We start from the raw sequence: 17714 nt of genomic DNA on the forward strand, positions 1-17714 counted from the left end.
CAACACCGCGCGCACCGCGGGCAGAAACGACGGCGAGGACTGATGGCACAGCAGCAGCGCGCCCAGGGCCCGTCCGACCCCGAGGCGACTGACGGCGGTACGTCAGACGCGCCGGAGACGTGGGGCAACGGCGGCTTGGTCGGCGACGGCCGGTACCGGCTGACGCACCGGCTCGGTCGAGGTGGTATGGCCGAGGTGTTCGCCGCCGAGGACGTACGGCTGGGACGTACCGTGGCGGTCAAACTGCTCCGCGCGGATCTGGCCGAGGACCCCACCGCCAAGGCCCGCTTCACTCGTGAGGCGCAGTCGGTGGCGGGACTCAACCACCACGCGATCGTCGCCGTGTACGACTCCGGCGAGGACGAAGTCGACGGCCAGTCCGTGCCGTACATCGTGATGGAGCTGGTCGAGGGCCGCACCATCCGTGATCTGCTGCACACCGCGGAGGCGCCCGGCCCCGAGCAGGCACTGATCATCGTCTCGGGCGTCCTGGACGCGCTGGCCTATTCGCACCAGCACGGGATCGTGCACCGCGACATCAAGCCCGCCAACGTCATCATCACCAACAACGGCGCCGTGAAGGTGATGGACTTCGGCATCGCCCGCGCCCTGCACGGCGCGTCCACGACGATGACGCAGACCGGCATGGTCATGGGCACCCCGCAGTACCTGTCGCCGGAACAGGCCCTCGGCAAGGCCGTCGACCACCGCTCCGACCTGTATGCGACGGGCTGTCTGCTGTACGAACTGCTCGCGCTGCGGCCCCCGTTCGTCGGCGAGACCCCGCTGTCGGTGGTCTACCAGCACGTCCAGGACATGCCGGTGCCGCCGTCCCAGATCGAGGGCAGCACCTGCCCGCCGGAACTCGACGGCCTGGTCCTGCGCGCGCTGGCCAAGGAGCCCGACGACCGGTTCCAGACGGCCGAGGAGATGCGCGGCCTGGTCCAGTACGGGCTGCAGATGCTGTACGAGCAGGGCGGCTACACCGGCACCTGGAACACCGGCCCGGTGGAGATGCCCGACGGCCGGCGCGCCCCGGCGGCGGGCGTCGCCGCCACGACCGTGATGCCGCACGCCGGCGGCTCCGGCTCGACCACCGCGCAGATCCCGCAGCCGATCCTGCCCGCCGGGTACGGCAGCGGCGACAACGGCGGCTTCGAGGGGCACGGCAACCAGGGCAACGGCCGCGGCAAGCTGTGGATCCTCGCCGTGCTCGCGGTGGTCGCCGTCGTGGTGGGCGTGGCGCTGGCGCTGAACAGCACCGGCGACTCCGGCACCGGCGGCGGCACCGGCACCAGCCAGTCGCCGACGAGCTCGCCGTCCAAGGACGGGGAGGAGCCGAGCTCCACGCCGAGCGAGACCCCGGAGGACGACCAGCCGTCGGAGAACACGTCCACGGGCCGGGGCAACGGCTCGGGCGGAGGCGGGTGGCACTACACGCCGTCCTACCGGCCGTCGTACACCCCCACCGAGCCGTCCGACCCGCAGACCTCCAACCCGCCGACCGACCCGGCGACCCAGCCGTCGACCCCGGGCACGGGCGAGGAGCCGGGCGACGGGACGGGTGACGGCGACGGCGGCGACAGCGGTGCGTCCCAGGGAGTGATCGGAGGCCAGGGAACCGGCGGCTGACCCCGGGCCGCTCACCGCGTGAACGCCTCGCACACCGCGCCGTACTCCCGCGTCCACCACACCACGAGCGCCGACGCGGCCGGGAACTGGGAGTCGGCGCGCGTGTCGCCGCGCTCGTAGTGCCAGCGCAGCATCCAGAAGTCGTTCAGGCGCTCCCACCACACGCGGTGCACGGCCGCCGCGAGTTCCGAGGACGTGGCACCGGCGGCGCGGCGGTACGCGCGCGCGTACGCCCTGACCTTCGTCAGGTCCAGGGTGCCGGAGGGCCTCAGGAAGAAGATCGCGGCGGCCCGCACCGCCTCCTCCGCGCGCGGCTGCACGCCGAGCCGGTCCCAGTCGACGATCGCGGCGGGGACGTCCCCCCGGTAGAGCAGGTTGTACGGGTGGAAGTCGCCGTGCACCCAGCCGACCGGGCCGCCGGGCGGGGGACGCCGGTCGGCGTGCCGCTTCAGCAGGACCCGGCGTTCCAGGAGCCGGTGCCGGGCCAGCGCGTCGAAGGCGCTGGGCGGACGGTGGCGGCGGACGTGGGCGAGCAGACGGTCGATCAGCGCGAAGGTGCCGGCGGGATCGGCGCTCTCCACGGGGTGGGGGCCGGCCGCGGGGCGAGTACGCCCCTTGGGCGGCATCACATGCTCCAGACAGGCGTGCACGGCCCCCAGCAGCGCTCCCAGACGGGCGCACTGCCCCGTGGTGAGCTGACCGCCGTGGCGGTGCCGGCCGTCGACCCAGGGGTGCAGGGCGTAGGCGTGACCGCCGACGACGGCGACCGTGCGCCCGTCACGGCAGGCCAGCGGGGGCGCCACCGGGACGCCGAGGTCGGCCAGGCGCTGGGTGGCCCGGTGCTGGCGGGCGATGGCGGCCGGATCGGCGGTGTCCGGATCGAAGTGGTGCTTGAGGAAGTAGCGGCCGCGGGTGGTGCACAGCCGGTAGCCGCGGTTGAGCAGACCCTGGTCGACCGGCTCGCAGGTGAGGGCGGAACCGGCGGAGTACTGGCGCAATAAGGCGCTCAGAGGGGGCGCATGGGGCACGGGGGGTGGTACACAAGGGCGCGGCACGCGCCAGATGGTAGGGCACCCGAGGAAGCCGTGAGCTGAGCGTTGTCACAGACAGTCGTCAGCAGTCGCTTTCGGTCACATCAGGTCAGCGGGGTGTTCCCCTCCGCGCGCCGCGCGCCGGTGCGCCGTTCACCCGGAGGAAATCCGCCATCAGGAGCAGTTCCGGCCAGTCCTCAACCCTTCCCGACTCAGGGGTGACCGGGATAACGTGCCGGTGTTCCGGCCCCCTGCACGGCTGTGACCAGCGGCTGCCCCGACACTTCGCCCGATACTTGGACGTCCTAGGAAAAATGCTTGGAAATCCAAGAAAACGCGCAGGTCAGAGGGGTTTCCCAGAAATGTGGAGCACTGGGTAACGTGACTGCTGCAGGGCGCTCGCCGGGGCACCTGTCACGCCTGTTCCCGGCCGAGTGGCACCCACCCCGTGCCCCGTGGTCCAGGACAGGTGAGAGCCGTACTGGTCCACCGGCAATCCCGGGGGCCGGACCGACGGAGGAGCACACGTGACCGTGGAGAGCACTACCGCGCGCACACCACGACGCAGCACCAGAAGCAAGACCGGCACGACCGGCACGAAGACCGCCGGCGCCAGGAGCCGCGCCGGGACCAGGAAGAGCTCCGGCACCAGGAAGAGCGCCGACCCCGAACTCGTACAGCTGCTGACGCCCGAGGGCAAGCGCGTCAAGAACGCCGAGTACGACACGTACGTCGCCGGCATCACCGCCGAGGAGCTCCGCGGTCTGTACCGCGACATGGTGCTCACCCGCCGCTTCGACGCCGAGGCCACCTCCCTGCAGCGCCAGGGCGAACTGGGCCTGTGGGCCTCGCTGCTCGGCCAGGAGGCCGCCCAGATCGGCTCCGGCCGGGCGCTGCGCGACGACGACTACGTCTTCCCGACCTACCGCGAGCACGGCGTCGCCTGGTGCCGCGGGGTCGACCCCGTCAACCTGCTCGGCATGTTCCGGGGGGTGAACAACGGCGGCTGGGACCCGAACAGCAACAACTTCCACCTCTACACGATCGTCATCGGCTCCCAGACGCTGCACGCCACCGGCTACGCGATGGGCGTCGCCAAGGACGGCGCGGACTCCGCGGTCATCGCCTACTTCGGCGACGGCGCGTCCAGCCAGGGCGACGTGGCCGAGTCCTTCACCTACTCCGCGGTCTACAACGCCCCCGTGGTGTTCTTCTGCCAGAACAACCAGTGGGCGATCTCCGAGCCGACCGAGAAGCAGACCCGTGTGCCGCTCTACCAGCGCGCGCGGGGCTTCGGCTTCCCCGGCGTCCGCGTCGACGGCAACGACGTGCTGGCCTGCCTCGCGGTCACCAAGTGGGCGCTGGAGCGCGCCCGCGGCGGTGAGGGCCCCACCCTGGTCGAGGCGTACACCTACCGCATGGGCGCCCACACCACCTCCGACGACCCCACCCGCTACCGGAGCGAGGAGGAGCGCCTGGCCTGGGAGGCGAAGGACCCGATCCTGCGCCTTCGCCGCCACCTGGAGACCGCACACCGCACGGACGAGAAGTTCTTCGCGGACATCGAGGCCGAGAGCGAGGCGCTGGGCAAGCGGGTGCGCGAGGCGGTCCGCTCGATGCCCGACCCGGACGGCTTCGCCATCTTCGAGAACGTGTACGCGGACGGGCACGCGCTCGTCGACGAGGAGCGCGCCCAGTTCGCCGCCTACCAGGCGTCGTTCGCGGACGCAGAGGGGGTCTGATCATGGCAGCGGAGAAGATGGCCCTGGCCAAGGCGATCAACGAGTCGCTGCGCCGCGCCCTGGAGTCCGACCCCAAGGTCCTGATCATGGGCGAGGACGTCGGCAAGCTCGGCGGCGTGTTCCGGGTGACGGACGGCCTGTACAAGGACTTCGGCGAGGAACGCGTCATCGACACCCCTCTGGCCGAGTCCGGCATCATCGGCACCGCGATCGGTCTCGCCCTGCGCGGTTACCGCCCGGTGGCGGAGATCCAGTTCGACGGCTTCGTCTTCCCGGCGTACGACCAGATCGTCACGCAGCTGGCGAAGATGCACGCCCGCTCGCTGGGCAAGGTCAAGCTGCCGGTCGTCGTCCGCATCCCCTACGGCGGCGGCATCGGCGCGGTCGAGCACCACTCGGAGTCGCCGGAAGCCCTCTTCGCCCATGTGGCGGGCCTGAAGATCGTCTCTCCCTCCAACGCCTCGGACGCGTACTGGATGCTGCAGCAGGCCATCCAGAGCGACGACCCGGTGATCTTCTTCGAGCCCAAGCGGCGCTACTGGGACAAGGGCGAGGTCAACACGGAGGCCATCCCGGGCCCGCTGCACAAGGCGCGGGTCGTCCGCGAGGGCACGGACCTGACCCTGGTGGCCTACGGCCCGATGGTGAAGCTCTGTCAGGAGGTCGCCGCCGCGGCGGCCGAGGAGGGCAAGTCCCTGGAGGTCCTGGACCTGCGCTCGGTCTCCCCGCTGGACTTCGACTCGATCCAGGCGTCGGTGGAGAAGACCCGCCGCCTGGTGGTGGTCCACGAGGCACCGGTGTTCTTCGGCACCGGCGCGGAGATCGCCGCCCGGATCACCGAGCGGTGCTTCTACCACCTGGAGGCCCCGGTGCTGCGGGTCGGCGGCTACCACGCGCCGTACCCGCCGGCCCGCCTGGAGGAAACGTACCTGCCGGACCTGGACCGCGTGCTCGACGCCGTCGACCGCTCGCTGGCGTACTGAGGAGGGGACGTGACGACGATGACCGAAACGTCCGTGCGCGAGTTCAGAATGCCGGACGTCGGCGAGGGGCTGACCGAGGCGGAGATCCTCACGTGGTACGTCAAGCCGGGTGACCGGGTCACCGACGGCCAGGTGATCTGCGAGGTCGAGACGGCCAAGGCAGCCGTCGAACTGCCGATCCCCTACGACGGCGTGGTGCGCGAGCTGCACTTCGCCGAGGGTGCCACGGTGGACGTGGGCACCCCCATCATCGCGGTGGAGGTGGCGGGTGCGGCGCCGGCGCAGGGTCCGGCGCAGGCCCCGGCGGCCGAGCCGGAGACGGAGCGGAAGCCGGAGCCGGAGCAGGAGCAGGAGCCGAAGGCGGAGGACCGCCGGCCGGTCCTGGTGGGGTACGGCGTCTCGGCCTCCGCCACCCGGCGCCGCCCGCGCAAGGGCCCGCAGGTCGCGGTCCCCTCGGCGCCGGCGGCCCCCACCGAGCTGAACGGCCATGGCGCCCCGGCCCCCGCCGCCGGGGCCGGACCCCGCCCGCTGGCGAAGCCGCCGGTGCGCAAGCTGGCCAAGGACCTGGGCGTGGACCTGGCGACGGTGGTCCCGACCGGCCCGGGCGGCATCATCACCCGCGAGGACGTGCACGCGGCGGTGGCGGCGGCAGCCGCTCCCCCGGCGCCGGCCCCGGAGCCCGCTCCGGCACCGGCCGTGGAGCCCCGGGTCCCCACGTCCGCGCCGTCGTACGACCCGGCCCGCGAGACCCGCATCCCCGTCAAGGGCGTCCGCAAGGCGACGGCGGCGGCGATGGTCGGCTCGGCCTTCACCGCGCCGCACGTCACGGAGTTCGTGACGGTGGACGTGACACGCACGATGAGGCTCGTCGAGGAGCTGAAGCAGGACAAGGAGTTCGCGGGCCTGCGCGTGAGCCCCCTGCTGCTGATCGCCAAGGCGCTGCTGGTCGCCGTCAAGCGCAATCCGGACATCAACGCCTCCTGGGACGAGGCGGCCCAGGAGATCGTGGTCAAGCACTACGTCAACCTGGGCATCGCCGCGGCCACCCCGCGCGGCCTGATCGTCCCGAACATCAAGGACGCCCACACCAAGACGCTTCCGCAGCTGGCGAAGGCGCTGGGCGAACTGGTGACGACGGCGAGGGAGGGCAGGACGTCCCCCGCCGACATGCAGGGCGGCACGATCACGATCACCAACGTCGGCGTCTTCGGCGTCGACACCGGCACGCCGATCCTCAACCCCGGCGAGTCCGCGATCCTCGCCGTCGGTGCGATCAAGCCCCAGCCGTGGGTCCACAAGGGCAAGGTCAAGCCCCGCCAGGTCACCACCCTGGCCCTCTCCTTCGACCACCGTCTGGTGGACGGCGAGCTGGGCTCCAAGGTCCTGGCGGACGTGGCGGCGATCCTGGAACGGCCGAAGCGGCTGATCACCTGGGCGTAGCCGCCCCGGCACGGCACCCGGACGATCCGGGGCGGGCGCACCGGTACGGAACGGCCCGCCCCGGCGTTCGCCGGATACGACTCGGGCCCGTCGCTGACCGTCAGCGGCGGGCCCGGCGCATGGGCGGGCGGACGGCTCAGCCCAGCCTGGCGAAGCCGTAGTTCAGGAGCTTGGTGGCGTCCGTGCTGCGCTGTGCGGCGGACGGGGAGGCGAGGACGGTGCCGATGACCGTCCTGCCGTTGCGGGTGGCGGCGAAGACCAGGCAGTACTTGGACTGCGGGCCGGAGCCGGTCTTCACACCGATGGCGCCCTTGTAGCTGCTCAGCAGCGGGTTGGTGTTCTTCCACGGGGCCATCGTGCGGGTGCTGCCCGTCTTGGTGATGGTCTTGGCCGTGTACGACTTCGTCTTCACGATCGTGCGGAAGGTGGAGTTCTTCATCGCACTGCGCGTGAGGATCGTCAGGTCGCGCGGCGTCGAGTAGTTGTTGCCCTTGCCGATGCCGTCGAACGAGTCGAAGTGCGTGTTCTTCATGCCGAGGCTCTTGGCGGTGCTGTTCATCTTGGCGATGAACGACTTCACCCGCGCCTCCCGCGTCGAGCCCGAGCCGAACTTGTCGGCCAGCGCGTATGCGGCGTCGCAGCCCGAGGGCAGCATCAGGCCGTACAGCAGCTGACGGACGGTCACCTTGTCACCCACGATCAGGCGGGCCAGGGAGGCGTTGTTCTTGACGACGTAGTCGCTGTACGCCTTCTGGATGGTGACCTTGGCGTCGAGGTTCAGCTTGGGGTCCGACAGGACGACCTTGGCGGTCATGATCTTCGTGGTGGAGCCGGTGGAGCGCCTGGTGTCCGCGGCCTTGGAGTAGAGCGACTTGCCGGACGCGTTGTCCATCACGAAGCCGCCCTTGGCCCCGATCGACGGCGCGGCGGCGGCCTGCGCGGGGGCCGCGGTGAGGGCCCCGGTGGCGAGGACGGCCCCGGCGGTCATGGCGACGGCGACGGCTCTGCGAAGACGGGTGCCCTGGATGCCGGTTTTCAAGAGAGTTACCCCGATTGTGTCGAATGGCCCTTCGATGCGGCAGAGTTGAGTGCCCATTGAGTGTCCATGAGGTGGTGCCGCGTCTGTCTGACGCACAACCGCGAGTGATGGTTGTGCGGTTGCGGGGACAGTTTTTCCGGAGAGCCGTCCGACGCGTCCGTCGTCCGTATGCCGGACGGAATACGCCATGGGTACCTGTTGTATCTATCCTGTGGGCATGAGCCTGGCCGTGAAGCAACCCCCCGCCGCCGACCGTGTCTACACCCATGTCAAGCAGGCCGTCCTGGACCGCCGCTACGAGGGCGGGACCCTGCTGACCGAGGGTGAGCTGGCCGAGGTCGTCGGGGTCTCGCGCACGCCCGTGCGCGAGGCGCTGCTGCGGCTGGAGGCCGAGGGGCTCCTCAAGCTCTACCCGAAGAAGGGAGCCCTCGTCCTGCCGGTCTCCGCCCAGGAGATCGCCGATGTCGTCGAGACCCGGCAACTGGTCGAGGAACACGCGGTCAGAAAGGCCGTACCCGCACCGCCCGGGCTCGTCGAGCGCCTCGAGGAACTGCTCGAGCAGCAGAAGAGGCAGGCCGCCGCCGGCGAGTTCGCCGAGGCCGCCGTCACCGACCGCTGCTTCCACGCCGAGATCGTCCGCAGCGGCGGGAACGAGATCCTGTCGCGGCTGTACGACCAGCTGCGCGACCGCCAGCTGCGCATGGGCGTCGCCGTCATGCACTCCCACCCCGACCGGGTCGCCAAGACGCTCGCCGAGCACGAGGAGATCCTGAACGCGCTGCGCTCCGGGGACGCCGAGGCGGCCGTCGACGCCGTGCACCGGCACATCAGCTGGTTCTCCCACCTGGCGCGGGGTGAGGCCCGGTGAGTGCTCCGTCGCGTTCCGCCGCGCCCGTCTCCCGGCCCGGCGATCCGCCCGGCGGCCGGCGTGCCCTCGTCGTCTGGGGCGTCGGCGTCGCCGTCTACTTCGTCGCCGTCATCTTCCGTACGTCCCTGGGCGTCGCCGGCCTCGACGCCGTCGAGCGCTTCCAGGTGAGCGCCTCGGCGCTGTCGACGTTCTCGATCCTGCAGCTGCTCGTCTACGCCGGTATGCAGATACCCGTGGGGCTGCTCGTCGACCGGCTCGGCACCAAGAAGGTGCTGGCCATCGGCGCCGTCCTCTTCACGGCCGGTCAGCTCGGCTTCGCGCTCTCGCCGTCGTACGGCACCGCGCTCGCCGCCCGGGCACTGCTGGGCTGCGGCGACGCCATGACGTTCATCAGCGTGCTGCGGCTGGGCGGCCGGTGGTTCCCCGCCCGGCGCGGGCCGCTGATCGCCCAGTTCGCCGCGCTGGCCGGCATGGCCGGCAACCTGGTGTCCACGCTGGTGCTGGCCCGGCTGCTGCACACGGTGGGCTGGACGGCGGCCTTCACGGGCAGCGCGCTGGCCGGAGTGGTGGTGCTGGCGCTGGTGCTCCTGTTCCTCGAGGACCACCCCGAGGGCCATGAGCCGGAGCCGCCGCCGCACCGGGGCGCGGCGTCCGTACGACGGCAGATCGCCGCCGCCTGGCGGGAGCCGGGGACACGGCTGGGGCTGTGGGTGCACTTCACCACGCAGTTCCCGGCGATGGTGTTCCTGCTGCTGTGGGGACTGCCGTTCCTCGTCGAGGCACAGGGGCTCACCCGGACGACCGCCGGGGAGCTGCTCACGCTCGTGGTGGTGTCCAACATGGTCGTCGGCCCGGTGTACGGGCAGATCGTCGCCCGGCACCACGCGGCGCGGCTGCCGCTGGTGCTCGGCACGGTCGCGGGAACCGCGGTCATGTGGGCGGCGACCCTGGCACATCCCGGTGGGCCGGCGCCGATGTGGCTGCTGGTGGTGCTGTGCGTGGTGCTCGGTGCGTGCGGGCCGGCCTCGATGATCGGATTCGACTTCGCGAGGCCGGCGAATCCGCCGGAGCGCCAGGGGACTGCCTCCGGCATCACCAACATGGGGGGCTTCATCGCCTCCATGACGGCGTTGCTCGCGACAGGCGTGCTGCTGGACGGGACGGGGGGCGACTACACGACCGCCTTCTCCGCGGTGTTCGTTCTTCAGGCGCTCGGCGTGAGCCAGATCCTGCGGCTGCGCGGGCGAGCGGCTCGGCGGGAGCGGGAGCGGATGGTCGCCAGCAGGGTGCAGACGATGCACGTTCCTGCGTGACGGCGTCCCGCGCCGGTGCGGGCGGGGGTGCTCCGCCTGCCTCGCTCGGGGGGCCGTTGCGCCCCCCGTGCCGTTGGGGCGGCACGCCTGCCCGTGGCTATTTCGTCACCACGAAGTTCTTCAGGATGGCGGCCGCCAGGTCCTGGTCGCCCTCCGTCTTCACCCGGTCCGCCACCGCCTCCGGGGTCACGCGGCCGCAGGCCAGGCGGACGTAGGTCTCCCAGTCGAGGGAGAGGGCCACGACCGGACCGAGAGCGGGGGCCGTCTCCAGGGTGCCGCGGCCCTTGATGTCGACACGGACGGTGCGCAGGAACTCCACCGGGCCGTGGACGTCGAAGACGATCGCCGAGCTGCGCGGGGCCTCCGCCCGGGTCGCGACCACCTCCGGGAGGGCGTCCAGCAGGTAGTCCCGGGTGACATGGGCGCCGGGCGAGTCGAGGTTGCCGGGCTGGCCGAGGGCCGTGCGCAGGTCCTGCTCGTGCACCCAGATGTCGAAGGCGCGGTAGCGCATGGCCTCCTCGAGGGTGATCTCCACCCCGAGCGGACCGCGCACCTTGGTGCCGGGGTCGCGGGACTCGTTCCGCAGCTGACGGTTGCGGCGGATGATCGTGTACTCCAGCTCGGAGGTCATCTCCGGCGCCGTGTGATGACGGCGGACGTCGACCTGCATCTCCATGTAGCGCTGGTGCGCGGTGGTGACGTGGAACAGGTCGCGCGGGAGCGTGTGAATGGGGCGCGGGTCGCCCAGCATCTCGCAGTCCATGCCGATGACGTGCGAGACCACGTCACGGACCGACCAGCCGGGGCACGGGGTCCGTCGGTTCCAGTCGCCCTCCACAAGGGGCTGCACCAACTCGGATATCGCCTCGACGGAGTGGGCCCAGGCATCGGCGTAGGGCTGGAGGGTGGGATGCAGACTCACGGAACAGTACCCCTCGGCGGTTGGTACACGGGCAGGTTGTCTCGGCATTGCCAGCGGGAGGTGGCTGCAGTCGGTGGGCGTCCTGAGGCGTTAAGTTACGCTGCTCCAAGACGCCCCGGCAGTGCTTTCGTGTGACGATCGTAGGCCCCCCGGGGAAAGTCGAGTGCCAGGGCGGTGGTAGTGTGCGCGTTTCACTGATCCAGATTGCCGTGAACGAGGGCGAATCAGTCGAATCGCGGCGGCGGCGGGCGGCCGCGCTGGTCCGTGAGCAGGCCGGCGCCGATCTGGTCGTCCTGCCGGAGCTGTGGACCACCGGGGCCTTCGCCTTCGAGGAGTTCGGGCGCGAGGCCGAGCCGCTGGAGGGGCCCACGTACGAGGCCATGGCGAAGGCGGCGAGCGACGCGGGCGTATGGCTGCACGCGGGCTCGATCCCCGAACGCGATCCCGAGGGACCTCTCTACAACACCTCCCTCGTCTTCACCCCCTCCGGCGACCTGGCCGCCGCCTACCGCAAGATCCACCGCTTCGGCTTCGACAAGGGCGAGGCCGTGCTGATGAGCGCGGGCCGGGACCTGGTGACGGTGCGTCTGCCGGAGACGACCCTCGGCCTGGCGACCTGTTACGACCTCCGCTTCCCCGAACTCTTCCGCGGGCTCGTCGACGCCGGTGCCCAGACCCTGGTGGTTCCGGCGGGCTGGCCCGAGCGCCGGCGCGCGCACTGGACGCTGCTGGCCCGGGCGCGAGCGGTGGAGGACCAGGCGTTCGTCCTCGCCTGCGGGACGGCCGGGACGCACGCCGGGGTTCCGCAGGCGGGACACTCGATCGTGGTGGATCCCTGGGGCGAGGTCCTGGCCGAGGCGGGCCCCGGCGAGGAGGTCCTGACGGCCGATCTCGACCCGGCGAGGGTCACGGCCACCCGCGAACAGTTCCCGGCCCTGAAGGACCGGGTCCTGGGCCTGGAGCCGCCGCGCCGCTGAGCGTGGGCCGTGCCGGGTGCTCGCCGGGGTGGGTGCTCGTCGGGGTGGGTGCTCGCCGTGCCGAGCGTCCGCCGTGCTCACCGTGCCGAGCGGCCACTGTGCCGGACGTCCGCCGTGCCGGGTGTCTACCGCTCGTCCCGTTCCCTCTCCGCCATGTGGATCACGCACACCGCCACGGCGATCAGCAGGGCCGGATCGGCGTCGTCCCGCACGATGTCCACGCCGTAGGTCTCCCTGACGCTCAGCCAGCGCCGGGAGATCACCGCCAGCAGCTCCCCGTCGTACTCGACGGCGAACTCCCGGTCGAGGATCTTGCCGCTGACATCGAGCTCGGTGCCGTCCACCAGGGACACCCGGTAGTGGTTGCGCAGCAGCGACAGCCGCTTGCGCCGGATCCTCGCCAGGGGCTCACCGCCCCGCTCGATCACCATCGTGTCCCGCAGGGCGGACATCTTCTGACGGATGTCGACCAGGACCCGGCCCTGGGCGTCCTTCAGCTCGAAGGTGTCCCGCAGCCGCAGCGCCTTCCCGTCGACCAGGAAGACCTTGGTGCCGTGCTCGTCCTCGATCCAGTAGTCGTCACCGATGCCGAGGGTCCGGTCCCGCACAAGAAATCTCATGCCTCACCGCTTCCCCGGCGCCGTCCCAGAAACGCCGCCGGTGGTCCGACGGGCCGAACGCCGTCTCGCGCCCGGCCGGCGGGGCCGGACGGAGAAGGGCCGCGAAACGGTGGCACCCTGGTGCCATGAGCGACTCAGCACCCCGACGTGCCCGTGTCCGTGCCCCCGAGCTGATCGGCAAGGGCGGCTGGCTGAACACGGGCGGCAGGCAGTACACCCTCGCCGACCTGCGAGGCCGCATCGTCATCCTGGACTTCTGGACGTTCTGCTGCGTGAACTGTCTGCACGTTCTCGACGAGCTGCGGGAGCTGGAGCGGAAGCACCGGGACACCGTGGTGATCATCGGGGTGCACTCGCCGAAGTTCGTGCACGAGGCCGACCACCAGGCGGTCGTGGACGCCGTGGAGCGGTACGGGGTCGAGCATCCGGTGCTGGACGACCCCGAACTCGCCACCTGGAAGCAGTACGCCGTGCGTGCGTGGCCGACGCTCGTGGTCATCGATCCCGAGGGGTACGTCGTCGCGCAGCACGCCGGCGAGGGGCACGCGCACGCGATCGAACGGCTGGTGGAGGAGCTGGAGGCCGAGCACGAGGCGAAGGGCACGCTGCGGCGCGGGGACGGGCCGTACGTGCCGCCGGAGCCGGAACCCACCACGCTGCGCTTCCCGGGCAAGGCCCTGCTGCTGCCGTCCGGCACCTTCCTGGTCAGCGACACCACCCGGCACCAGCTGGTGGAGCTGGCGGAGGACGGCGAGACCGTGGTGCGGCGGATCGGGTCCGGGACACGCGGATTCACCGACGGGGACGCACGGACGGCGTCCTTCAACGAGCCGCAGGGACTCGCCCTCCTGGAGGACGGGTCGGTCGTCGTCGCCGACACGGTCAATCACGCGCTGCGCCGCCTCGACCTCGCCACCGGCGAGGTGACCACCCTGGCCGGAACGGGCCGGCAGTGGTGGCAGGGGTCCGCGACGTCCGGTCCGGCCCGCGAGGTCGACCTGTCCTCGCCCTGGGACGTGGCCTGGTGGAACGGCAAGGTGTGGATCGCCATGGCCGGTGTGCACCAGCTGTGGGCGTACGACCCGGCCGACGACACCGTTTCCGTCACCGCCGGGACCACGAACGAAGGACTCGTCGACGGCCCCGGCGACCAGGCCTGGTTCGCACAGCCCTCCGGGCTCGCGGCCACGCCCGACCGGTTGTGGCTCGCCGACTCCGAGACGTCCGCACTGCGCTGGGTGGATCTCGACGGTGCCGTCCACACGGCCGTCGGCACCGGCCTGTTCGACTTCGGCCACCGGGACGGCTCCGCCGGACAGGCCCTGTTCCAGCATCCGTTGGGCGTGACCGCCCTCCCCGACGGCTCGGTCGCCGTCAGCGACACCTACAACCACGCCCTGCGCCGCTACGACCCGGCGACCGGCGAGGTCACCACGCTCGCCACCGATCTGCGCGAGCCCAGCGACGCGGTGCTCGTCGGCGGGGACATCGTGGTGGTGGAGTCGGCCCGGCACCGGCTGACCCGGCTGCGTCTGCCGGAGGAGGCGGTACGGGTCGAGGGGGCCGCCCACCGCACCCAGCGGGAGGCGACGGAGGTGGCGCCCGGCGCACTCCGGCTGGACGTGATCTTCCAGGCCCCGGCGGGCCAGAAGCTGGACACGCGCTACGGCCCGTCCACCCGTCTGCTGGTCTCCTCCACCCCGCCCGAGCTGCTGCGCTCCGGGGAGGGCACGGGCACGGACCTGTCCCGCACCCTGGAGCTCGACCCGGACGTCCCGGGGGGCGTCCTGCACGTCTCCGCCATGGCCGCGTCCTGCGACGACGACCCGGCGAACGAGTACCCCGCCTGCCATGTGCACCAGCAGGACTGGGGCGTCCCGGTCCGGCTGATCGAGGGCGGCGCGAACCGCCTGCCCCTGGTCCTGGCCGGCATGGACGAGCCGTCCATGCCGGGACAGAACTAGCGAGGGGGCCCGGAGACCCCGCCGTACCAGGCACCAGGCCGGATCAGGCCTCCGGGTCCTCCTCGTTAGGCTTCCTCGGCCTCCTCCTCACCGTCCTCCTGTGCCTGTTGCTCGGTGACCCTGCGGCGCAGGTTCTCCACGTCGGTCAGGATGCCGACGAGCAGCTGGTGAAGGTCGTTCAGCTGGTCCACCGGGACGATGGGGGTGTGGCCCCCCACTTCGGGCTCCAGCTCATGCAGATGGTCGAGGGCGTCCCGGGCGGCCTGCACCCCGAGGCGGAGGGCCTTGCGGTGAGCGGCAGCGCGCTGGCTGGGCGGCGCCGGGGTCTCCTTCTCCCGAGGGTTAGGGAGAGGCAGGGCGTCCTGGGTTTCGGTGCCGTACTGGAACAGGGGCGCTCCGGCACCCTCGGTGCCGGATGGTTTCTCGGATGCGCCGGTGAGGGGCGTTCCGTTCTTTGCCCCGGCCTCCTCCGGCGGCGGGGTGTCACCGTTCGGCGCCGACGGTGCCGTGAGCGGTACTGACGTGGTCGTCAGGGCAGCGGACGTCTTCGCCGGCGCCATGCGCGCGGCTCGCTCCGGATCGGAGGCTGCGACAACGTCCCACTCGTACAGCGGAACTGGCACACCGTCGTTGTCGCGGGCGATGTGGTCCTCGGCGTCCAGGTCGACCTTGAAGTAGACGTACGGAGACTCCTCGGAGGAGGCCGGGTCCTTGCCCGTGAGGCTCTGCTTGGGCACGGAGTTCTGGGGCAGGCTGTCGCTGCGGAATGTGTTGGCGGCCAACGCCAGGGTCCACAGGCCCAACTCGTTGTCCGGACGGGACAGCCCCTCGATGACCTTGTGCACGTCCGCCCGGAACGGTACCCCGCCTTTTTCCTTCCGGACGCCCAGGGAGGAGCCGACGTTCCGGGTGAGCAGCTTGTCGGCGATCAGCGCCACGCCGCCGGCCACCGCCAGAGTGCACCGGGCGTCGTTGTCCCCGTTCATCGCCGGCTTGATCAGTGTGGTGAAGTCCTCGGTCGGCACCGGCTTCCAGCCTTTGGTGACGTCCTCCGAGAGGACACCGCCATTGTTCCAGGCGTTGCGCGCCTGCTTGGTGACGAGCTTCTTCTTGGCACGCCAGGGCAAGTCGATGATCGGTCCGAGCAGCCCACTGAGCCCCTTCACGCTCATCCGCCGATCGCCCTTGATGGTCTTGGCCTGCTCTTTGAGCAGATCCAGGAGATCCGGTTGGGTCAGGGCGTTGACCAGGTACACCGCCCGCCACAGTGCGGTGGCGGGCGGGGACTGGGCACCACCGAAGACCTGCGGAAGCTCCGTCACCGGAATACGGCCGACGGCCAGGCCGTAGACAGCCTGCAGTTCGGCGGTGCTCCAGCGAGGGTCGTCCTGCTGGATGATCCGCTTCAGAGCGCGGGTGATGACCTCGACGTTCTGGGCTGCCGGCTCCCACTGCTTGAACTCAACGTGGATTGAGGCGAGTACAGAGCGGATGGCATCGTCGAAAATGTCCTCGGGGGAGAGCACTTGGCCCTCGTGCCCTTCGACACCCACGGCGATCTGGGCCGGGACGATATATGACTGCGCGATCTGAGCGGCCCGGATCCCCGGTGCGGCGCTGCTCATCTCGGTATCGAACTTTTCCCGGAGCTTCTGCCGCCAACGAGCCCGGCTTTCAGCGAGGCGCTGTCCGAGACCCTTTTCGCCGGGGGCACAAGTGACGGCTTCGCCGAGCAGCACGTCCCTCGCCAGGCTTGCTGTCTCAGCGGGGTCCGCGTCTTCCCCGGCAAGGACTGCCCAGGCGCTGGCGAGCCGAGTGATGCCGTCACGGACGGCGAGCACGTGAAACGACTCTGTGCCGTCCTCGAAGGCAATTTCGACTGGATGGGTGATCAGATTGCGGGTGACGGAGCGCGTGAGGATGGACGTCGCGTAGCTGTTCAAGCACAGCGTTGCGTGGATGGTCTGCCATACGTGGTCTCGCAGGTGGTTGATGTCCCGGTAGCGGTACTGCACGATCGCGTCAGGACGGCCGTCGTGGACAATTCCGTGCACCTGCGGGTCGGCGATCTCTGAGACCTCCATGCCCGTGCGGGGCTGGGGACCGGGGAACAGCTCGCTGAGCAACACCCGGGTGACGACCGACCGGAGGGTGGCCCCCTCGACGTTCTCGACCATCAGAAGCCCCGAGGGCTCGTCCGGCGTGGGGCGGAGCTGGACCGCGAGCGCGTCAGGGCGAGGCGTGGCTCGTGCAATGGCTTCCCAGGCGCCGTCCGGGAGCCGGACGCTCGGGTTGGCCTGGCCTGCCTCGGTCACCGTACGGACGTGGGCCTGCGTGGAGTCAGGGGGGAGGCGGCGGGGCACGTTGGTGACGTGGACGTTTTCGCTGCCCCAGGAAACGTCGAGGGACACTGTGGAGAAGTCACTGGACATGGGAAGGATCCTCTGGAATTGGGTACGGGGGGGGCGAGCGGTATGAACTCGCCCCCGTAATGGGCTGATGGCGTAAAGCAGCGGCCCCACGGGCTGTTGGCCTGGATGTACGTGGGGCCGCGATCTCAGATGCGGAAGAACGTCATGCCCGGCAGGCTGGAACGGCGACGGTGGCACTCGTAGGCGGCCAGCCGAGCAAGTGTCAGCAGCGATTCGATCTCGGACTCGGTGCAGGGGATCGAATCGGGCGTGAGCTGCTGTGGGTCAGGGCCCGCAGGGGTGAGTTGGTGCCACTGGACGCCCTGCGAGGTGACGAGGACGACGAGCGCGGAGGGCCGCCTGCCAAGGAGTTTGGCGCACAAGTCGAGCAAGTGGTCCGGGGTCTGGTGGATATGACACTTGCTCAGATGGACCGCTGTCATTGTCCTGGGCAAAGTGGACAGGATATCGGCGATCCGTCGGTACAGCAGCGCGCTAAGGGCCCGGTCGCCGCGGGGGGAGCCGGTGCTGACTCGGAGCGGCCATTTTCCCTTGACAAGTCGGCTGGGATGTGGTAAAGGCCGCGCGCGGGCTTTTTTCAGCCAGTCACCCGTGGCGCAGTCCAGCTGCTGGGTGACCAGCGGGATCTCGCTGACGGCCAGATCCAGGATGGCGGCCCACCGCTCCGGCAGCTTGCCACTCATCCCGATGATCAATATCGATGTCTCCACGGGCACCTCCTTTTGGCTGGCGTTCTTGTTTTGGGCCGCAC

14 protein-coding genes are annotated in these 17714 nt (G+C 70.7%); 8 read left to right on the forward strand and 6 right to left on the reverse strand.

What is annotated here, in order from left to right; all coding sequences use genetic code 11:
• Positions 1-42: 42 nt before the first annotated feature.
• A complete protein-coding gene (locus tag ABD224_RS02190; protein ID WP_344046064.1) occupies positions 43-1632 on the forward strand; it encodes a protein kinase domain-containing protein in 1590 nt (529 codons plus the stop codon).
• Positions 1633-1643: 11 nt separating this feature from the next.
• On the opposite strand, the gene ABD224_RS02195 is transcribed toward ABD224_RS02190, so the two are convergent.
• On the reverse strand, positions 1644-2660 hold the full coding sequence (locus ABD224_RS02195; RefSeq protein WP_344046066.1) for a phosphotransferase: 1017 nt from the start codon (positions 2658-2660) through the stop codon (positions 1644-1646).
• 530 nt (positions 2661-3190) lie between these two features.
• Between ABD224_RS02195 and pdhA the strand changes: the two genes are divergently transcribed.
• The 3 genes from pdhA to ABD224_RS02210 are packed head-to-tail and all read left to right on the forward strand — an operon-like array spanning position 3191 to position 6828.
• On the forward strand, positions 3191-4405 hold the full coding sequence (pdhA, locus tag ABD224_RS02200) for a pyruvate dehydrogenase (acetyl-transferring) E1 component subunit alpha (protein ID WP_344046068.1): 1215 nt from the start codon (positions 3191-3193) through the stop codon (positions 4403-4405).
• 2 nt (positions 4406-4407) lie between these two features.
• Positions 4408-5388 carry an alpha-ketoacid dehydrogenase subunit beta gene (locus ABD224_RS02205; RefSeq protein WP_344046070.1) on the forward strand — a complete coding sequence of 327 codons (981 nt, stop codon included), beginning with the start codon at positions 4408-4410 and terminating at the stop codon, positions 5386-5388.
• A gap of 9 nt (positions 5389-5397) precedes the next feature.
• A complete protein-coding gene (locus ABD224_RS02210) occupies positions 5398-6828 on the forward strand; it encodes a dihydrolipoamide acetyltransferase family protein (RefSeq protein WP_344046072.1) in 1431 nt (476 codons plus the stop codon).
• A gap of 136 nt (positions 6829-6964) precedes the next feature.
• Here the strand turns inward: ABD224_RS02210 and ABD224_RS02215 are convergent, their stop codons facing one another.
• Complete coding sequence (locus ABD224_RS02215) at positions 6965-7867, reverse strand: D-alanyl-D-alanine carboxypeptidase family protein (protein ID WP_344046074.1); 903 nt, start codon at positions 7865-7867, stop codon at positions 6965-6967.
• 217 nt (positions 7868-8084) lie between these two features.
• Here ABD224_RS02215 and ABD224_RS02220 point away from each other — a divergent pair, with 217 nt between their 5' ends.
• Positions 8085-8735: a GntR family transcriptional regulator gene (locus tag ABD224_RS02220; RefSeq protein ID WP_344046076.1), complete on the forward strand. Its 651-nt coding sequence runs from the start codon at positions 8085-8087 to the stop codon at positions 8733-8735.
• On the forward strand, positions 8732-10048 hold the full coding sequence (locus tag ABD224_RS02225; RefSeq protein WP_344046078.1) for an MFS transporter: 1317 nt from the start codon (positions 8732-8734) through the stop codon (positions 10046-10048). Before ABD224_RS02220 ends, ABD224_RS02225 begins: the two co-directional genes overlap by 4 nt.
• Positions 10049-10145: 97 nt before the next feature.
• Here ABD224_RS02225 and ABD224_RS02230 read toward each other — a convergent pair whose 3' ends face one another.
• Positions 10146-10970, reverse strand: coding sequence for a maleylpyruvate isomerase family mycothiol-dependent enzyme (locus ABD224_RS02230; protein ID WP_344046080.1), 825 nt, complete (start codon positions 10968-10970; stop codon positions 10146-10148).
• Positions 10971-11152: 182 nt separating this feature from the next.
• On the opposite strand from ABD224_RS02230, the gene ABD224_RS02235 reads away from it, so the two are divergent.
• Positions 11153-11947, forward strand: coding sequence for a carbon-nitrogen family hydrolase (locus ABD224_RS02235; RefSeq protein ID WP_344046082.1), 795 nt, complete (start codon positions 11153-11155; stop codon positions 11945-11947).
• A 125-nt stretch (positions 11948-12072) separates the two neighbouring features.
• On the opposite strand, the gene ABD224_RS02240 is transcribed toward ABD224_RS02235, so the two are convergent.
• The gene (locus ABD224_RS02240) at positions 12073-12567 is read right to left on the reverse strand and encodes an LURP-one-related/scramblase family protein (RefSeq protein WP_344046084.1); all 495 of its coding nucleotides are present in this window, start codon (positions 12565-12567) and stop codon (positions 12073-12075) included.
• Between the two features lie 125 nt (positions 12568-12692).
• Here ABD224_RS02240 and ABD224_RS02245 point away from each other — a divergent pair, with 125 nt between their 5' ends.
• Positions 12693-14531, forward strand: coding sequence for an NHL domain-containing thioredoxin family protein (locus ABD224_RS02245; protein ID WP_344046087.1), 1839 nt, complete (start codon positions 12693-12695; stop codon positions 14529-14531).
• A gap of 65 nt (positions 14532-14596) precedes the next feature.
• Here ABD224_RS02245 and ABD224_RS02250 read toward each other — a convergent pair whose 3' ends face one another.
• Both ABD224_RS02250 and ABD224_RS02255 read right to left on the reverse strand, forming a co-directional pair.
• Complete coding sequence (locus ABD224_RS02250; protein ID WP_425580902.1) at positions 14597-16963, reverse strand: hypothetical protein; 2367 nt, start codon at positions 16961-16963, stop codon at positions 14597-14599.
• Positions 16964-17088: 125 nt separating this feature from the next.
• Positions 17089-17673, reverse strand: coding sequence for a hypothetical protein (locus ABD224_RS02255; RefSeq protein WP_344046089.1), 585 nt, complete (start codon positions 17671-17673; stop codon positions 17089-17091).
• Between the last annotated feature and the right edge of the window lie 41 nt (positions 17674-17714).

Source organism: Streptomyces thermoalcalitolerans, assembly GCF_039525155.1.
Lineage (GTDB): Bacteria > Actinomycetota > Actinomycetes > Streptomycetales > Streptomycetaceae > Streptomyces > Streptomyces thermovulgaris.

Excerpts from the sequence above, each read along its gene's own strand:
- ABD224_RS02190 (WP_344046064.1), top strand. The coding sequence starts at position 43 with ATGGCACAGCAGCAGCGCGCCCAGGGCCCGTCCGACCCCGAGGCGACT.
- ABD224_RS02205 (WP_344046070.1), top strand. The coding sequence starts at position 4,408 with ATGGCAGCGGAGAAGATGGCCCTGGCCAAGGCGATCAACGAGTCGCTG.
- ABD224_RS02220 (WP_344046076.1), top strand. The coding sequence starts at position 8,085 with ATGAGCCTGGCCGTGAAGCAACCCCCCGCCGCCGACCGTGTCTACACC.
- ABD224_RS02240 (WP_344046084.1), bottom strand. The coding sequence starts at position 12,567 with ATGAGATTTCTTGTGCGGGACCGGACCCTCGGCATCGGTGACGACTAC.
- ABD224_RS02245 (WP_344046087.1), top strand. The coding sequence starts at position 12,693 with ATGAGCGACTCAGCACCCCGACGTGCCCGTGTCCGTGCCCCCGAGCTG.
- ABD224_RS02250 (WP_425580902.1), bottom strand. The coding sequence starts at position 16,963 with ATGTCCAGTGACTTCTCCACAGTGTCCCTCGACGTTTCCTGGGGCAGC.